Here is a 17,779-nt window from a genome sequence, read left to right as displayed (position 1 = left end):
ATTCCTTAAGGCGAAACACCATGAATGAGTGATTCGGGAAGCTCTTGTCCAAAGGCGCGTTGATAAAATTCTGCAACAGTGGCACGTTCGAGTTCATCACATTTATTGAGAAAGGTTAATCGGAAGGCAAAGCCGACATCTTGAAAAATTGTTGTATTTTCTGCCCAAGTAATAACGGTACGTGGACTCATGACAGTTGAAAGATCTCCATTGATAAAAGATTGGCGTACCATATCAGCAACATGAACCATTTGTGAAATTATCTTTTTTCCTTCAGTCGTTTGAAAGGATTTGACCTTTGAACAAATGATATTAACCTCTTTATCATGGGGTAAATAATTGAGTATCGTAACAATAGACCAGCGGTCCATTTGAGCTTGATTAATTTGTTGGGTACCATGATAAAGACCGGTTGTATCGCCAAGACCAATGGTATTTGCTGTTGCAAAAAGACGAAACGCTGGATGTGGAGAGATGACACGGCTTTGATCAAGTAAGCTTAGTTTTCCAGAAGTTTCAAGAACGCGTTGAATGACAAACATAACATCGGGACGCCCCGCATCATATTCGTCGAAAACAAGAGCAATATTATTTTGATAAGCCCATGGCAAAATGCCCTCTTTAAATTCAGTGATTTGTAAGCCATCTTTTAAAACGATAGCATCTTTTCCTACAAGATCGATACGACTTACATGACTATCGAGATTAATGCGAAGACAAGGCCAGTTAAGACGTGCAGCAACTTGTTCAATATGCGTTGATTTCCCTGTACCGTGATAGCCAGAAACCATTACACGGCGGTTAAAGGTAAAACCTGCGAGAATCGCTAAAGTTGTTTGCTGATCAAAAAGATAATCAGGATCAATATCAGGAACATGGGGACTTTTTGTGCTAAAAGCAGGGACTTTCAGATCTGTTTCAATATGAAATAGATCGCGAGCACAAAGTGTAATATCGGGCAAATTTTCAACGGTAAGATTTGTCATTATGTTTCTGGAAGGGAGAGGACGCTATTTATTCATTAGAAACGATACAAGAGTTAAAGTATTTATGCAATGCTCTATAATGAGAGCCTTAGATATTAAAGAAAGATTTTTTTACGTATTCTATAATGTTTTGCAAAAAAAAGTAACATTTTGCGCAAATAATGATGGTCTAAATGAAAATAGACTCATATAAGCGCATATTTTCAGCACAAACCAGACTTTTTTAGCAAATTGTAAGCATGTAAAACATCACGAAAGCGCTCTTCTGAAGCACGATTACCACCATTGGAATCAGGATGGTGCTTTTTTACCAACTCTTTATATTTCATTTTGATGTCTTCTGCTGAAGCGTTTGCCTGTAGTCCCAGTGTATCAAAAGCTTTTGCTTCTAAGGGCTTTAATTTTCGTGAAAACTTATTGCTTGAATGCTGCCCAGTAAAAAGCGTGAAGGGATCGCGCATGCGATTTTGATAGGCCGCTGTTCCAGAGCGAATCTTTGCATAATTCGCGGCTGTTTTTTTCGATGTACCATTGCTCAGATCTGTAGGCCATGTCGGACGATGTCCTGTGAGAGCATCCTTTTGAAATTTTGCGATATCTTTATTGCTAAGACCAGAGAAGTAATTAAAATTTTTATTATAGGCGCGTACGTGTTCAATACAAAAATATAAATATTGTCCTTCGTGATTTCGACCTGCTGGTGCTTTATGGGACCCTGTTTTTTCACAACCTTCCCACTGACACTGTTGTGCTTCTGGCTCAGCTTTTTGTTTTTTATTTGAGCTTATGCGAATTGAATCGAATAATTTAGATGTTATTGTCATATTATTGGTTTATGCAAAATTGATTAATTTTACAAGAATTGACTTTTGAAAAATTTGTTTTCACACTTATTCTATTATGAAAAAGGTGTATTTTTGCACGTTCATTTTGTTTGAGGAATGAAAAATGTCTATAGAAACAATCATCAACAGAAAGCTTCAGGATGCTTTTCATCCGCAGAAACTGGAAGTGATTAACGAAAGTCATCTTCATGAGGGACATCCTCATGATGAACATGCTTTTGATGGTAAAGGAGAAACACATTTTCGGGTGAAAATTTTATCTTCTTCTTTTTCCAATATGACGCGTGTAGAAATACATCGAGCGATTTATCAAGTTTTAAAAGAAGAGCTTGCTACTTGTGTTCACGCTTTGGCACTTGAGGTTGAAACACTCTAATTTTTTGATGAGACGTTTTTAGGAACGGGGATGGGCCTTTTGATAGATTTTTAACAAATGGTCTGTATCGACGTGGGTATAGATTTGTGTGGTGGAAAGACTAGCGTGCCCAAGAAGTTCTTGAATGGTGCGCAAATCTCCCCCCCGTGATAAAAGATGGGTGGCAAAAGAATGGCGTAGTGTATGAGGCGTTGCAGTTTCTGGTAAACCAAGGCTTGCACGTAAATTACGGACAGCTTTTTGAATAATGGCAGGCTGTAGGGGACCACCCCGCGCACCACGAAACATGGGTTGGTTGTCTATTAAAGGATATGGGCAGCATTGAAGATAATTTTGTACGGCTTCGTAAACAATTTTTATGAGGGGAACAAGGCGTGTTTTGCCTCCTTTTCCAGTTATAAATAAACTTGTTTTTTCAGGATCAGAAAATTGTTCTGGTGTGAGGCTTAAGGCTTCTGATATTCGCATTCCACAGCCATAAAGAAGCATGAGGACAGCAGCATTACGCGCGGTAATCCAAGGTTCATTTTCCAGTTGATTTTCTTGTTTGACTATGTGAAGTGCTGATTTTATCGCTAAAGGTTTTGGGAGCGATTTGGGGTGTTTGGGGCTTCGGATAAGTTGAGCTGCGGGAACATTGACGATTCCTTCACGTGATAAGTATTTGAAAAAAGAACGGATGCCTGCTACTCCGCGGCTTAAAGAACGAGCACTTACATTATTTGTTCGCCGATAAGCAAGATAAGCACGCAAGTCACTAATGCGTAAATGAGCAAGATCTGTAAGGGTTGGTGTATGGCTTAAGTGTTGACAGAGAAAAGACAAAAATTGCCGCGTATCACGTTCATAGGCTTGCACTGTTTGTGCTGACATACGACGTGTTTGGGTAAGACACTCTAACCAATTTTTCCTTGCGTTTAAAATTGCATGGTCTGCTGGAATGAGAGGAATGTTTTCATCTTTTCTCTTGTCGTTTTTGATAGGCATTATCTAGTTGAGAGTTTCTTTCTTTTTAGATTTTTCATCGTTAGAATGACCATTCTTGTTTTGGGGTTTCTCTTCACGATTGATAAGCTGCTTTTCACCTTTGAGAGAGAGTATTTTCAAAAGATTGTGCGTTGACATCAAATGCGCAAAAATTAATCCTAAAAAGCCATTTTTATGAAGTTTGGCAAGTTGGCTTGCTGATAATTTATTCAATTTTTCTTCATCAACAACCCAAAAATGTTCCAATTGCGCTGAGAGACCTTTATCGTTTTTCACATTGATGGATTTTTGGCTTAGAAGATCCATTTCTACAAGAGCATCAATAAACTCAGAGGTTTTCTCCATAGCGATTTTAAAACTTTCAAGAAAGCGAATACGTTCTTCCATAAAAGGAGAAATAGAGCCATCGGAATTAAAAAGTTCTGTTCCTGCAACTTCATTAAACATACCGGACTGTTGATCAAAGCACACAGAAAGTTCTTTTTCATTGCTAATTTGTGCCAAAACAAAAGGGTAGCGGCGGACAAAAGCAGGAACATAAGTATTGTTTTTCCAACTTTTATCAGAAGCGATATAGTCATTTTCGTCATTAGAAAGACCGACAAGAGCTGCGGATGTGTAGTGCCGTTTTTTTTGTTCATCTTCAGCGCACATAAATAAAATAGGATAGTCTAGTGCTGCTTGAAAATATTCAGTACTTGCTAAAGGAACCCAATGAGTATCCTTGGCAAAAGACATATCACTTGGAGGAGCAAATTTTAGATTTTTATGGGAAATTTTGTTGATTGGTGTGATATCTTTGTAAAATAGCATAATATTTGCCATAAGACTTTCTCCTTTATTAATTTGTTTTTGTTACCAAGAAAGGTCTTTTAGAAGATTGTCTCATATGGCAACAAGATTGAATAGAAAACTATAAGATTGAAGGGTTCATTTTTGAGAGATAATATTTTTGCATGAAGTATAATAAAGAAAAGCTTAAAAATAAAGTCTATCTTGCCATTATTGGTACGCCTCATGGTGTAAAAGGGGATGTTTTTGTTAGAATTTTAAGTGCTGATCCCCAGCGTTTCAAGTCTTATGGTACTCTTTATGATGATATGGGGCGTTCTTATGACATTGTAACTCTTCGCATGCAAAAAAATAAGGCGATTGTACGTTTTAAAGGGATAGAAAATCGTAATACTGCTGAGTCTTTAAATGGTATTCGCCTTTATGTGATGCGTGATCAATTAATTGATGATTTGATGGAGGATGAGTTTTATCAAGTCGATTTAATAGGTTTGTGTGTCCAAGATTGTGGGGGAAAAATCTTAGGTGAGGTATGTGGTTTTTTTAATTTCGGGGCTGGTGATTTGCTTGAAATACGTTTGAATACGGGTAAAAGAGTTCTTATTCCCTTTAGTAAGGCGGCAGTACCAGAAATTTGTATGGACTCTGGTTTTCTTGTTGTTGATCCCATGGCAGCTGGTTTTAGCGATAGAGGAGAAAATGATAAAAAGGAAATAGCTTGAATCTAAAAATAAAGATGAAGGTAAAAAACAACAGATGAATTTCGTCAATAAAAAGTGGAATGTGTGAAAATATTAAAAATGCTCTTTTGAGCAGATATTGTAAGCACTTTATTTCGAAATAGTCCTGAATTTTTAGAGTCTTTTTTTAGTGCAAGTATTTAGAAGGATCGTATTGAATATGGCGCAGATCAAGGAGACTCAGATTAACGCTATGGCGTTAAAAGTCTTGTTTGTGCTATTTTTGCTATTATAGAATCTGTTTAAGAAAATAAGGATAAGAAATAAAATGAAATTTCAGGCGCGCGTTTTAACCCTTTATCCTGAAATGTTTCCTGGTTTTTTAGGGTATTCTTTAGCAGGGCAAGCTTTAGAGCGTGGAATTTGGTCACTGGAGACGGTACAGATTAGGGATTTTGCTTTAGACAAACACCATAGCGTTGATGATAAACCTGCTGGTGGGGGAGCTGGTATGGTAATGCGGGCGGATGTATTGGCGGCTGCTCTTGATTGCTGTCCACAGGATTCGCCAAGATTGTTGATGAGTCCACGTGGACGCCCTTTTGACCAAGCTTACGCGCATAGCTTGGCTCGTGATACGGGTGTGACGTTAGTTTGTGGACGTTTTGAAGGGGTTGATGAGCGAGTCATAGAAGCACGAGAATTAGAAGAGATTTCTATTGGTGATTATATTCTTTCAGGGGGTGAAACAGCCGCATTGGTTATCTTAGATGCTATTATACGTCTTCTGCCCGGAGTGATGGGGAATGCAGCTTCTGCAAGGTGTGAAAGTTTTGAAAATGGCTTGCTGGAACATCCGCAATATACACGCCCTTCTCTTTTCGAAGGGCGGGGTATTCCGCCTGTATTGCTCTCAGGTCATCACAAAGCGATCGCAGATTGGCGTCAAAGCCAAGCCGAATTGTTAACACGTCAACGTCGCCCTGATCTTTATGCGCGTTATGATAAAAATCATCAGAAAACTTGATTCATATGATAAGGTGGTGTATTGCATGGCTCTCTTTTTAGAGAGTTTTTTATAAAAGGTTTTCTGTAGTTCCAAAATTAAAATGAAGGAATGGTGTATTCGCTCCTGTGTAAGACATAGCCTAAAGAGCTCCTTATTCTTAATAAAGGCTTTTTTGGTAAGAGTTGAGCGCTCTGACTGTTCGATAAAGAACGTGAAGGATAAAAGAAATGAATATTATCGCACAGCTTGAAGCTGAACAATGTGCAAAAATTGAAGAAAAGCGCCAATTTCCAGCATTTCAGCCAGGAGATACAGTCCGTGTTATGGTGCGTGTGACAGAAGGTACACGGACGCGTGTTCAGGCTTATGAAGGTGTTTGTATTGCACGTTCAGGTGGTGGGTTGAATGAGACCTTTACAGTACGCAAGATTTCTTACGGTGAAGGGGTGGAGAGGGTATTTCCTGTTTTTTCTCCTTTGATTGAAGGTGTTGAGCTGGTGCGCCGTGGTAAAGTGCGCCGTGCAAAACTCTATTATCTGCGTGGCTTGAGAGGTAAAGCTGCGCGTATCGCTGAAAAGAGAGATTATCGGAAAAAAGCTGAAAAGGTTGTTGAGAAAGTAGAAGCAGCAGCCGTAAGTACAGATGTTGAAAAGCAAGTTTCTGAGTAAAGATTATATCGGCTAAACTTTATGCAAAAGCGGCTTTTATACCGCTTATTTGTGTCTTTCTTGATTCGTTTTGCCTTTTAAAAGGCTTGGAGGAGACATAAAAATGTTTAATCTATCAATTTTCCCTCTTTTTATTCTTAATCATGGGTGCAGTTTAAGAGACTATTGCATATATCGTGGATACTCAAAAGGATAAGTTTAATCTGAAAAAATGTCTGTTTATATTTGGAAAATATTTTAGACCTTTGACGTGAAGATAAAAGTGTATTAGGTTAAGGCGAGTTTTGCGGATCATATCCGGGGAGTAATCGGTTTTTTTATGCGTGACCTTTAATCCGTTATTTGAGACAACCGACCTGTAATATCGGTATCTTGAGATGCCAAACAAGTAAAAACGAGAGAGTATGTTTAGTCGTTTTGCGCGAACTTTCTCGTTCGTTGCGGTTGCAAAAACTAGGTCAGGATATTTTATGATAAACTAGGTCAGGATATTTTATGATAGAGACAACTAGGATAAAAGAGCGCCCTCGTTCCCCTCATATAAGCATTTATCGTTGGACAATTACTATGGCCATGTCTATTGCACACCGCATTACGGGTATGGCACTTTATGTTGGAACGGTTTTTCTTGCTGTTTGGTTAATTGCTATTGCATGTGGCGAGGAGACATTTAGAACAGTTTACGAAATTTATAGTTCTTGGTTTGGATTGTGTATTTTGTTTCTTTATACTTTGGCAGGGGTTCATCACATGGTTGGTGGTGTTCGCCACATTGTTTGGGATCTGAAGCCTTGCCTTTTGGCAAAAGAAAAGGCAACAGTCACTGCGTGGGCGACAGTGTTTATTTCTCTTATTGTTACTTTTGCGATTTGGATTATTGGATATACCGTTGTTTAGCTGGGGGTGAAAAGAGATATGAAAAAAGATTTTCGAACGGAACTTGGAAAAGTACGGGGGCGTGGCAGTGCTCATGAAGGAACAGAGCATTTTTGGCTAGAACGTTTGACAGGGTTTATCAATCTACCACTTTTGATATTTTTTATTGTTCTTATTCTTTCGCTTGTGGGCAAGGATTATAGTATTGTGCGTGCACGGCTTGCACATCCTATTGTTGCTATTTTGATGGGATTGATGACTTTTTCGGTCCTTTATCATATGAAACTTGGTATGCAGGTGGTGATTGAAGATTATATTCCACGTGAAGGTTTTCGGATATTCTTTTTGACGTTAAATATTTTATTTTGTTTTCTCGTAGGTGGTATCATTATTTTTTCTCTTTTGAAAATTGCATTAGGGGGTTAAACAAGTATGGCGGGTACAGGATCATCTCTGGGCGCTAAAGCAGGTAACGCCCCTTATCGCACTGTAGATCATAAATTTGATGTTGTTGTTGTTGGGGCAGGTGGTGCAGGATTACGTGCAACATTAGGTATGGCGGAACAAGGATTAAAGACAGCTTGTATTACGAAGGTTTTTCCAACGCGCTCACATACGGTTGCAGCACAAGGGGGGATTGCTGCATCGCTTTCAAATATGGGGCCTGATAATTGGCAGTGGCATTTATATGATACCGTGAAAGGTTCTGATTGGTTGGGCGATACCGATGCAATGGAATATTTGGTGCGTAATGCTCCTGCTGCTGTGTATGAATTAGAACATTATGGCGTTCCTTTTTCGCGAACGCAAGAAGGCAAAATTTATCAGCGTCCTTTTGGTGGACATACGACACAATTTGGTGAAGGTCCACCTGTTCAGCGTACTTGCGCAGCAGCTGACCGTACAGGCCATGCCATTTTGCATACGCTTTATGGACAAAGCTTAAAGCATAATGCGCAATTTTTTATTGAATATTTTGCCCTCGATCTCATCATGACGGATGGGGTTTGTACGGGGGTTGTGGCATGGAATCTCGATGATGGTACAATACATCGTTTTTCTGCCAAAATGGTTGTTCTTGCAACCGGTGGTTATGGACGCGCTTATTTTTCTGCGACATCGGCGCATACCTGTACGGGTGATGGTGGTGGAATGATCGCACGTGCTGGATTGCCACTTCAGGATATGGAGTTTGTGCAATTCCATCCGACAGGGATTTATGGTTCTGGTTGCTTAATTACAGAAGGAGCTCGGGGTGAGGGGGGCTATTTAATCAATTCTGAGGGTGAACGCTTTATGGAGCGCTATGCACCTTCCTTTAAGGATTTGGCTTCACGTGATTTGGTTTCGCGTTGTATCACTCTTGAAATTCGTGAAGGGCGTGGCGTGGGACCTAAGAAGGACCATATTCATTTGGTTCTCAACCATATTGATCCTGCAATCTTGCACGAGCGTTTACCAGGAATTTCGGAATCAGCTCGGATTTTTGCAGGGGTGGATGTAACAAAAGAACCTATCCCCATCTTGCCAACGGTCCATTATAACATGGGGGGAATTCCTACCAACTACTACGGGGAAGTTCTCAATCCAACGGCTGATTCGCCTGATCGTATTCAACCAGGGTTGATGGCGGTAGGAGAAGCGGGATGTGCTTCTGTTCATGGGGCTAATCGCTTGGGGTCAAATTCATTGATTGATCTTGTGGTGTTTGGTCGTGCTGCTGCTATTCGCGCAGGTGAAGTTATTGATCGGAATGCAGAAATTCCACCCCTGAATGAAGCTGCTGTTGATGAAATTATAGCACGTTTTGATCGTTTGCGTTTTGCAAAAGGGGCGGTACCAACAGCGGTATTGCGTGAAAAAATGCAACGCACGATGCAAGAAGATGCGGCTGTCTTCCGTACAGAGGATTCTTTGCAACAAGGATGTCAGCGGATGAATAAAATCTGGGAGGAATTGTCTGATATCAAAGTTACAGATCGTTCTCTGATATGGAATTCTGATTTGGTTGAAACATTAGAGCTTGAAAATCTCATGGCGAATGCAATCATGACTGTTTATTCGGCGGAAGCACGTTTAGAAAGCCGCGGTGCCCATGCGCGTGAAGATTATCCAGAGCGTGATGATAAAAATTGGCGTAAACATACGCTTTCACATTTGTCAAAAGAAGGTAAGGTGACGTTATCATATCGACCTGTCCATGTGGACCCGTTAACATCTGAAGCTGATGGTGGGATCGATTTAAAGCGCATTGCACCTAAAAAACGGGTTTATTAAGGGGAGACTGAAATATGGTACAAATTAAGCTTCCTAAAAACTCTCAGGTAAAACCGGGAAAGGTTTGGCCTAAACCTAAAGGTGCTAAAAAACTAACAGAATTTCACGTTTATCGTTGGTCGCCTGATGATGAGGAAAATCCTCGTTTAGATACCTATTACGTAGATCGTTCCGCTTGTGGCCCGATGATTCTTGATGGGCTTTTGTTTATTAAAAACCATATTGATCCAACTTTGACACTTCGTCGATCTTGCCGTGAAGGCATCTGTGGTTCATGTGCGATGAATATTGATGGAACCAATACATTAGCTTGTACCAAAGGGATGGATGATGTAAAACATCCCATTAAGGTTTATCCGTTGCCTTCCATGCCGGTTGTTAAAGATTTGGTTCCTGACTTGAATCGCTTTTATGCGCAACACCGAGTTATTGAGCCTTGGTTACAAACAGTTTCTCCTGAACCTGCAAAAGAATGGTTACAAAGTCACTCCGATCGCCAAAAAATCGATGGCCTTTATGAGTGCATTTTGTGTGCGTGTTGTCAGACTTCATGTCCAAGTTATTGGTGGAACGGTGATCGTTATTTGGGGCCCGCTGTTTTGCTTCAAGCTTATCGCTGGATTGCGGATTCACGTGATGAGATGTGTGGTGAACGTCTTGATAATTTAGAAGATCCTTTCCGCCTTTATCGTTGTCATACGATTATGAATTGTGCCCAAACTTGTCCAAAGGGATTAAATCCAGCGAAAGCGATTGCTGAAATTAAAAAACTCATGGTTGAACGCCGCCTTTGAAAATTGACTGATTGATCAAAAGAAAGCGCAAGGTGGAAAATTCTATCTCCTTTTAGCAATTAAATCTCTAAAAAAAGATCGGCTGCTTATGGGAGCGCAGTAGCTATAATCATTCTAAAAGTGAAGTAATCCCTAAAAAATTAAGCAATCCTTGCAATGGCTGAGCAGAAAACTCATAGTTGAAAATTGATCAATTAACGAACAGTAAAGTAAAAAACAGAAAATTGTGCGTTTTTTTTGTGCCTTTTTGAGGCTTAATCTCTAAAAATTTATTGGCTTCTATGAGGCGGTTAGTATAGTTATTATTGCCTTTAAAAAGGCTTTAGTTTTTTGAGTAGACTATACTTTAAATAGGCATTCTATGTAAAAATAATAAAATCAATATGCCATGTGTTTTTATTTTTATTAAATTCGTATCAGAATTTTTATTTTGATGCAGATTCAATTAATCATTTTTTATAAAAAACGATAACTCTGTATAAATATAGCACAAAAAATAAATGCTGATACAAATATTATAACGCATGTAAATTATCTAAATGAAATACAAAGGAGTGATCATTATGACAATTCGTCATTTTACGACACATTTATTATAATATCGAAAACATTGCTAATATTCAGGGATTAGGAATTTTTGATAATATCATTATATATAAAGGTCATATTTTTATTTTAAAGATTGGATTGTTAATCGCATTAAACAACAAAATTTATAGTTCTCAAAAAATGGAGAACGTAAAATCCCTCTCTATTGTAGAGATAGATCATATAGTTAAGGGGGGTAGTAATTTAAAACTATTGTAACGTCATAGATTTAAATTCACTAAAGAGCAAATAAGACGTTTGAAAAATATCAAATTTATAGTTTTTCCCGAAAATTTAGAAAACACTAGTGAGAATTCTAAGAACACGTGTTGCGAATGTGGAATAAGGGCTGTTTATAGGTTCATTTGAGTTGAATGAATTCAATCATCAAGAAAACATGTTATATTTTTTGCGTTTCGTAGGTTTTGATTTTATATGTTTTTATCTATAAAAAATAGAGATTTCTAGGTTTAGGTCTTATTTATTATGTTAGAGGGTTTCATTTTTTCTTGTATATATGCTGAAGAAGATTATTTAAGCAGTAAAAGTGTTTCTTATTTTATTTTTTAGCATAAAAGATATTTCTTAACATGAAAGAGAGGTGCCTAAGTATTAACGATATAATCAGCCATTGTTTTGGTATTTATTCTGTTCTACCGTAAAAACACTATCGTATTTAGGATTTGGTAATTAGAGTGGTTAGAAGGTGAAATCTGCTAGGTGAGGGGGCGGATTGTTTGCAGATCAGTGAGTGTTAAGAAGCTTCGTCCTTTGAGGTGTGGTAGGTGGAGTCTGTTAGCCAATTACGTAAACTAGAGCGAAATATATGTGGACAGGTTTTTAACCTAACCTCTCTTATATATTGTGATAGGAAATTCACATTGATAAGGACTACGACCGGTTACAGAAAACAGAAATCATTGCGAAAAAACAAGCGTGCTTGTTTTAAAATTTTTAAGGGCATGCAAAATTTCCTGTAGTATCACGCAGACCGTTCGTATTCTCGAGCCAAGAATTGTTCATATATCCTCTTCAATCTGATTTTCACGAATTGATGCAAGATATGGGTACGAACACCTGTAAAAATACGAACACCTGTAAGAATAAGCAGATGCAAAGCCAGTTGTATCATTATTGTTGCTTTGCAGAGTGTTTGATAAAAATCTGGAACATTTTTCCAATTCATTGCCGGTTTATTAATGACTTTATGGCGTTGTTTTTCTAAAAGAGCTTTTGCTGTTGCAGCTTTTACTTATCAGATGGGAGTTAAGAGTATTATGTATCTCTGTTGGCGTAATCTTTGAAAGTCGCTATACAGCCTCCTAATTTGAGGAGAATATGAAGCTGTAAAGGTGAAAACCAGTTTCCATTTTTAGCATCATTTTTTAATTCTGCTTTACGACTTCTAAAAGCATTTAGAGTAATGTCTTTTAAATAATAGAGATTACGCATTGCTTCACGCTTTTGTTTCTCTCGTTCTTTAATAAGATCGAAACCCTTATGTAAAACAGAACGCCCCGAACCAAATACACTTTGCTTGTCAATTTACACGCTTGTTTTTAAGAAACCTTTCTTTAAGGTGCCTAAGCTTATTTCATTACAGAGCTCGTGGATGGTATAATGGTAAAGCCCCGATGAATAATATAAAATTTATAGAGCATCTCCATTTTTATACTTCATAAAAGAGCAAGTTGGGCGTCATTAGACACTTTGCCAACTCCCAATGTTGTTACAATTTTGGGCATTTTGGATGGTTTATAAAAGGCATTTTTAGTGCTTTTTTGTACAGTTTCATTCTATACGGTTTTATTTACTTATAATGTGCAAGAGACATGGTTTTGGTTAATAAACAGCTTTGAAATGAGAGAATCCTACGGTACTAAGATCTTTTATCCAAAACGCAAAATAATGAACACTCTTTATAAGTCAATGTGATGCATCTTAAGAAGAGGGATTTTAGATCTGTTCTTTTAGGAATTTTCGCTTTTTGAGGTGCAGAGAAGAGAGCCGGAATATTCAGAGTAGAGCTTACCTTATGGAATCTATGGATATCGTCTTTAGGAGAGGGACATAAGCCACGTAATATGGTTAGCAAAGCTTGTTTAAGAGAAATTTGGTTGTTTACGAACAACTGGAGGTTAAGAATCTTTCTTCGTCCGAAGAAGACGTCGATATGCCACTATATTTTTTATTACCAAATAGAATGTGGTTTATGGATGCTAAATCGAAATGATAATTTATTTCGTATGAGGTTTTCCATATTTGGAGATTGTTTGGTTAAAAAACATATTTATTAATCACTTGAAAATAGCGCTTAGAATTTTTAAACGATAAGTTTTGGTCTTGATGACGATAATTATTTGTGATGATCGAAAGTACCTATTTTACGAAGCTTTCATTGATAGGCGAATCAAAATTTATTCTTTTCTTTTGTTTAAATATTTATTTTGCAGCTATTTTTTCTTTTTTGCATCAAAGATACTTTTTCAAAAGGTAAATGGAAAGAATGATCAAAGGCAAGAGAATAAAGAAAGCCTTATGTATAATTTGGTTTTCTCGTAGAGTTGTTGTCTATTAACTTTTTTCTTTTTTTCTTCATGAAGAGTGTAGAAAATCCATTGGAGAAGTAAAGAGAATAGGAAAAGTTAAAAAAATAGCCGTAACAATTAGTTACGGCTATTTTTGTTTGCTTCATATTACCGAAAGAGGAAGCTCCCCTTAAGCGATTTTTGATTTAGCAAAAATCGGGTCGTAAAAGACTTCAGTGAGTTTTCTATCTTTAAAGAACAACACTACGTCAACTGTTGTATAGAGAACGATTTTTATCATTTCTAACTCGAGTTGCCGGCCAATTTCTGATCTTTTAATCAAGGTGGCACATCTCTCAAATGTCTGCAAAGCGCTGTTGGCATGCGTTGTTGTAATCGACCCGGGATGACCAGTGTTGAGCGAATTGAGATATTCCCATGCTTCATTGCCTCGCAATTCAGCGAGAAAAATTCTGTCAGGCGACTGACGCATACATGCATCTAGGCATTCTTCAGCTGAAACACGGCCTACATTGTTACCATAAATCATATGTACATGATTGGGATGATTGGGTAGAAAAAGCTCATGAACATCTTCAATTGTGATAATACGCTCCTCTACAGGAACCTTTTCAACTAAAGAGCGAGCAAATGTTGTTTTACCAGATCCTGTTTTGCCTGCAATAATAATGTTGCGTTTGTGAAGGACGCATTCTTCCAAAAATTCAAGAATTTTTCCCTCACGTTTACTTTGTAAGAGTTGAACTTCAAATGGTTCCAACCGTGTGAAGTCCTGCTTCGATAACAAATTATTGGCTTCTTTTGCTGAAGGCTTATTAAAACTTACATCAGAAAAATCGTCAAATGCCCCTTCTTCTTTGAGTTCTTCTAACGTCTTAACTATGAGAGAATGTTTACGAATTACAAAGGAAAGAGCACCATCAACAACAGCTGGTGTTTGTATAATTGTACCACGTTGTCCACCAGGCAAGAGCACATAATTAATACTTCTGGGAGCCATACCGTTATAAACGATAATAGCTGTAATAAGCGTTTGCAAAAAAGTGGTTGTTAACTCTGGTACGCTATGTACTTGCCAACCCTTAAAGCTTTTCGTCCATACTTCACAGGGGCGGCAAATAGATAATTCAGTGATCGTGGGATCTTCTAAAAAACAATCAAGCGGTTGCAGAAGCTGAAAAACTGCTTGATCTTTTTGTATCGAGTTAACGTGTGACGAGACTGTAGACATCGCTGAAATCCAGATCACGAGCAACAAAAATATTTACTCGTTCGCCTTGGTTTTTGTAAAGTGTTGGTGTGATATTGATGGAATTTTGAAGAACATCGATTGCTATAGATTCAGCATTCTGAGCTCCTTTATTTTGTGAGTTATCTTTATTTTCTTTGCTGCTTTTACCAACTTTTCCTCTTACCCATTCTCCTAAATCACCGATAATGCTTACCATAATTGCACTACCAAATCTTTCCCAAAAATGTCTGTCAACCCAGCCACCAATACCTGCTTCACCCAGAGGACCTGTGCCTGGTGAGTCAAGATTGACAACAACACCAGAAGGCGTTTCAATGCGTAACCATTGCACAAATACGCGCGTTTGTCCTTGTTGTATGCCACTTTGGTAAAAACCAACGACTTTAGAACCACGGTCAAGCAAAACAACACGTCCACTTGTGGAATAAATATCGCGTGTTAAATGACACGTTGTCATTCCGGGTTGTGATGTAATGATTTTTGTTTCTAACGTACAATCTATTTGCGTTCCTTGTGTAATCAAAAAGTCACGGTTACGAAGTTGCATCGCATATGATTGACCTAAACGCACGGGCTGAAGGTTATCAAATAATACGCCATTACCTCTATCATTATTCGATGCTTTATTATTTGTATCTGTAGATCCTTCGCTACCACCGTTGTTAAGGCTAGAACTGAGCATACGTTTGCGTGCTAATTCTTCAGAATCTTGGAGCATATGTGGAGGAATGGCTGTTTGAAGAAGTTTACTCAATGCCGGTGGAATATCCAAGTTTGAATCTTCTGTTTGTGTTGATTTTTCTGCTTCTTCTACAATCTTTGGCTCTTCTATAATCCGAGGGACATAGTTTGGTATAATTTGCTGTACTATTTGTTGTGGTTTTTCTTCCTCAACCTCCACGGTATTACGCATTTTAAAAGCTTTCCAAGTCAAGGCAATCGGTATCGCTACTATGACAATAAGTCCTACCATTAACAATGCACGGGTACCTGGAATTGTTGGACGACGTTCAGAACCTAGTTCGGACCCTCCATAGGTACCTTCAATATGTTTTTGTTCGACGTTGTCCAGTTTTGTACCTTTTCCCTCTCCTTCCTTATTGTCAAACATCATTTTCCTCCTTTATTGATACGATAAACCACCGAAGATACTGTCCCTGTTGTGTTTGGTACGCCATTGGGGTCATAGGCTTCATTAAAAACAGCTAGAGCGCGTTTACCAAGCCGTATAAGCCATTTAGGATTGACCTTATGAACGGCGATAATATCATTAGAACTGCCGATAACGGTGCGTGGTATTAAGCTTTCATTACCTTCAGCATCTACGACATAAATCGATGGCATATCCATGTTAGCGGGAAATTTAAAGTAAGTAATACGCCCATTGTCCCAAGCATTTATCGGAGCAATATCTTGGTGACCACTCATGGTATAACTGAGATTATAGCCGTTGACGCTTTGGTGAAAACCACGTTCAATCGCAAGGCGTCGATTGTTTTCTTCTGACTTTTCATCGTTTGAATCGGGATAATGGAAAGCCAATTCATATGTTGATCCCGCACGGTCATTCCGAAATTGTAGTCGGAATTTATAACTCCGTTTGTCGGTTACAACGATGAGATTGGTATTGGCAAGTTCTGCTTTTGGTTTAATAAAAATATGCCGCCCTTTATGAGCAAAGGCATAGGCTTCAGAATCACCAAAGGCATGAGTTATGTACTGTTCACCTTCTTCAAGAATAATATGTGTTGCCACACCAAGAACTGTTTCAATTTGAACCACATCCGCTTCGTTATATGTTATATAGCGAATGCGGTGATCATATTGTGAATTTGATGGACTTTTGAGCGCCTGCACAGGTACCGTATAAAGAGAAGAAAACGAAGACAATAGAACAACGAACGCAAGTTTTTTCATAACAATCAATTCCTTAATCATTCAGCAGTATTTCTGGGTCAGAACGGTAACTTGTTACTTGAAAACCAAGGGGGTTAAGCAATCGATCAGATGATTTCATGGGTGCACCAACATAGGTGTAACCAATTGTTGCAATTTGGTGCTGTTTTGGTCCAGTAGCAGCACCGTTGCTGTCAAGTTGCTGAGTCGTAAAACGTACAGTTGCTTGACCGAGTCCATTAGGCTGGATTGATCGTACTTTAACTGTGATACGTGCTTTGTTGGAAAGCACTTTGTCCCGTGCATTTTCTCCATCATAGATTTTATAATATTCTTGTTGAACAGATGCCGCACTTAAAAGTGCTGTTGTGTCATAGTTCAGTTGAATGGTATCGTAGTCGTAAGTTTCGCGGTTAAGCACATATTGATTTAGCCAATATCTATCTACAACTTCACCATAGCTTTCTTCGTGTTCACGCATGATTGAGATAACATCAACTGCACCCGTCGTATTATCAACGCGCAATACTAAGGGAGTTGGAGCTGGTTGAGAAAATCCAACAACTCCACATATCATACCGAATAAGCCAAAAAGACCCACAGTACTCGCAACACGCCATGCCGTTCTGCGCGACCTTATAAATTCATTGATAAGATCACGTTCTAAGCCACGGCTTTCTTCATAATAACTTCTAAGTTGTTCGGCTTTCACTGGTTTTGCTTGTTTTGTTTTCATCTGTCTCCTCGCTTGATTTCGGCAGGGATTGTTTTATTAATAGGCACACGGTTCCTATCATTGGGCTGTTTTAGCTTTGGTGCTAATGCACAAGCCGATAAAAGGTTTGCAATCAAAATTATAAGAATGATCGACTTCATTTTAATATGACTCTTTTTTACTGTTATACACATTCTGATATTTGTTGTCATTATTATAATTTTGACACTAAAGTAAAGTGTATAGTTTACGATAATTTATCTTTTCTTAATTTCATTTTTTAATTTATGAAAATAGCTCAATTTCAGTGCGAATATTTTTTACTTTAGGATTGGATATCTTGGTTATTTTGTCATATGGATATTAAGGGCGTCTGTTACGGGAACTATTGCTTTCTATCTCATCTAGTTTTTATGTCTCCATAGATGTCCAAATGTAATGCCTTTTGCGAGAGAATTGGCCATGCTTGATAGTTTGAGTAACAGCATG

The 17,779-nt window shown here is 38.2% G+C and carries 18 protein-coding genes; 8 read left to right on the top strand and 10 right to left on the bottom strand.

From position 1 onward, the window contains the following. Positions 1-5: 5 nt before the first annotated feature. Entirely contained in the window at positions 6-986 is a 981-nt protein-coding gene (cobS, locus tag ACFIMU_RS02285) for a cobaltochelatase subunit CobS (RefSeq protein ID WP_375608469.1), read from the bottom strand. A 203-nt stretch (positions 987-1,189) separates the two neighbouring features. Next, the gene (locus ACFIMU_RS02280; protein WP_375606021.1) at positions 1,190-1,810 is read right to left on the bottom strand and encodes a J domain-containing protein; all 621 of its coding nucleotides are present in this window, start codon (positions 1,808-1,810) and stop codon (positions 1,190-1,192) included. 124 nt (positions 1,811-1,934) lie between these two features. Here ACFIMU_RS02280 and ACFIMU_RS02275 point away from each other — a divergent pair, with 124 nt between their 5' ends. Further along, complete coding sequence (locus ACFIMU_RS02275) at positions 1,935-2,207, top strand: BolA family protein (RefSeq protein WP_375606020.1); 273 nt, start codon at positions 1,935-1,937, stop codon at positions 2,205-2,207. An 18-nt stretch (positions 2,208-2,225) separates the two neighbouring features. Here the strand turns inward: ACFIMU_RS02275 and ACFIMU_RS02270 are convergent, their stop codons facing one another. Beyond that, positions 2,226-3,194 (bottom strand): tyrosine recombinase XerC, encoded by a 969-nt coding sequence (locus ACFIMU_RS02270; protein ID WP_375609046.1) that lies wholly within the window; start codon positions 3,192-3,194, stop codon positions 2,226-2,228. 3 nt (positions 3,195-3,197) lie between these two features. Continuing rightward, entirely contained in the window at positions 3,198-4,019 is an 822-nt protein-coding gene (locus ACFIMU_RS02265; RefSeq protein ID WP_375606018.1) for a SapC family protein, read from the bottom strand. Between the two features lie 131 nt (positions 4,020-4,150). Here ACFIMU_RS02265 and rimM point away from each other — a divergent pair, with 131 nt between their 5' ends. The 7 genes from rimM to ACFIMU_RS02230 all read left to right on the top strand — a co-directional run bounded on the left by rimM (position 4,151) and on the right by ACFIMU_RS02230 (position 10,290). Beyond that, positions 4,151-4,708: a ribosome maturation factor RimM gene (gene rimM / locus ACFIMU_RS02260; RefSeq protein WP_375606017.1), complete on the top strand. Its 558-nt coding sequence runs from the start codon at positions 4,151-4,153 to the stop codon at positions 4,706-4,708. Between the two features lie 286 nt (positions 4,709-4,994). Beyond that, on the top strand, positions 4,995-5,693 hold the full coding sequence (trmD, locus tag ACFIMU_RS02255; RefSeq protein ID WP_375606016.1) for a tRNA (guanosine(37)-N1)-methyltransferase TrmD: 699 nt from the start codon (positions 4,995-4,997) through the stop codon (positions 5,691-5,693). 209 nt (positions 5,694-5,902) lie between these two features. After that, positions 5,903-6,343: a 50S ribosomal protein L19 gene (gene rplS, locus ACFIMU_RS02250; protein WP_375606015.1), complete on the top strand. Its 441-nt coding sequence runs from the start codon at positions 5,903-5,905 to the stop codon at positions 6,341-6,343. A gap of 495 nt (positions 6,344-6,838) precedes the next feature. Then, positions 6,839-7,240, top strand: a complete 402-nt coding sequence (gene sdhC, locus ACFIMU_RS02245) for a succinate dehydrogenase, cytochrome b556 subunit (RefSeq protein ID WP_375606014.1) — start codon at positions 6,839-6,841, stop codon at positions 7,238-7,240. Positions 7,241-7,258: 18 nt separating this feature from the next. Beyond that, on the top strand, positions 7,259-7,645 hold the full coding sequence (sdhD, locus tag ACFIMU_RS02240; protein WP_375606013.1) for a succinate dehydrogenase, hydrophobic membrane anchor protein: 387 nt from the start codon (positions 7,259-7,261) through the stop codon (positions 7,643-7,645). Between the two features lie 6 nt (positions 7,646-7,651). Further along, complete coding sequence (sdhA, locus tag ACFIMU_RS02235; RefSeq protein ID WP_375606012.1) at positions 7,652-9,496, top strand: succinate dehydrogenase flavoprotein subunit; 1,845 nt, start codon at positions 7,652-7,654, stop codon at positions 9,494-9,496. A 14-nt stretch (positions 9,497-9,510) separates the two neighbouring features. Further along, the gene (locus ACFIMU_RS02230) at positions 9,511-10,290 is read left to right on the top strand and encodes a succinate dehydrogenase iron-sulfur subunit (RefSeq protein ID WP_375606011.1); all 780 of its coding nucleotides are present in this window, start codon (positions 9,511-9,513) and stop codon (positions 10,288-10,290) included. A gap of 1,863 nt (positions 10,291-12,153) precedes the next feature. Here the strand turns inward: ACFIMU_RS02230 and ACFIMU_RS02225 are convergent. The 6 genes from ACFIMU_RS02225 to ACFIMU_RS02200 form a co-directional block, all read right to left on the bottom strand. After that, positions 12,154-12,330, bottom strand: a complete 177-nt coding sequence (locus tag ACFIMU_RS02225; protein ID WP_375606010.1) for a hypothetical protein — start codon at positions 12,328-12,330, stop codon at positions 12,154-12,156. Between the two features lie 1,266 nt (positions 12,331-13,596). Beyond that, a complete protein-coding gene (gene virB11 / locus ACFIMU_RS02220) occupies positions 13,597-14,658 on the bottom strand; it encodes a P-type DNA transfer ATPase VirB11 (protein WP_375606009.1) in 1,062 nt (353 codons plus the stop codon). Then, positions 14,633-15,790 carry a type IV secretion system protein VirB10 gene (virB10, locus tag ACFIMU_RS02215; protein WP_375695902.1) on the bottom strand — a complete coding sequence of 386 codons (1,158 nt, stop codon included), beginning with the start codon at positions 15,788-15,790 and terminating at the stop codon, positions 14,633-14,635. The genes virB11 and virB10 overlap by 26 nt, the downstream gene beginning before the upstream one ends. After that, the gene (virB9, locus tag ACFIMU_RS02210; RefSeq protein ID WP_375606008.1) at positions 15,790-16,596 is read right to left on the bottom strand and encodes a P-type conjugative transfer protein VirB9; all 807 of its coding nucleotides are present in this window, start codon (positions 16,594-16,596) and stop codon (positions 15,790-15,792) included. Before virB9 ends, virB10 begins: the two co-directional genes overlap by 1 nt. Before the next feature lie 13 nt (positions 16,597-16,609). After that, entirely contained in the window at positions 16,610-17,311 is a 702-nt protein-coding gene (locus ACFIMU_RS02205; RefSeq protein WP_375606007.1) for a virB8 family protein, read from the bottom strand. Further along, a complete protein-coding gene (locus ACFIMU_RS02200; RefSeq protein WP_273790050.1) occupies positions 17,308-17,451 on the bottom strand; it encodes a TrwH protein in 144 nt (47 codons plus the stop codon). Before ACFIMU_RS02200 ends, ACFIMU_RS02205 begins: the two co-directional genes overlap by 4 nt. Between the last annotated feature and the right edge of the window lie 328 nt (positions 17,452-17,779).

The sequence above is a fragment of the Bartonella sp. AC70YNML genome, assembly GCF_042196545.1.
GTDB lineage: Bacteria > Pseudomonadota > Alphaproteobacteria > Rhizobiales > Rhizobiaceae > Bartonella.
This window is presented reverse-complemented; position numbering and strand designations above follow the sequence as displayed.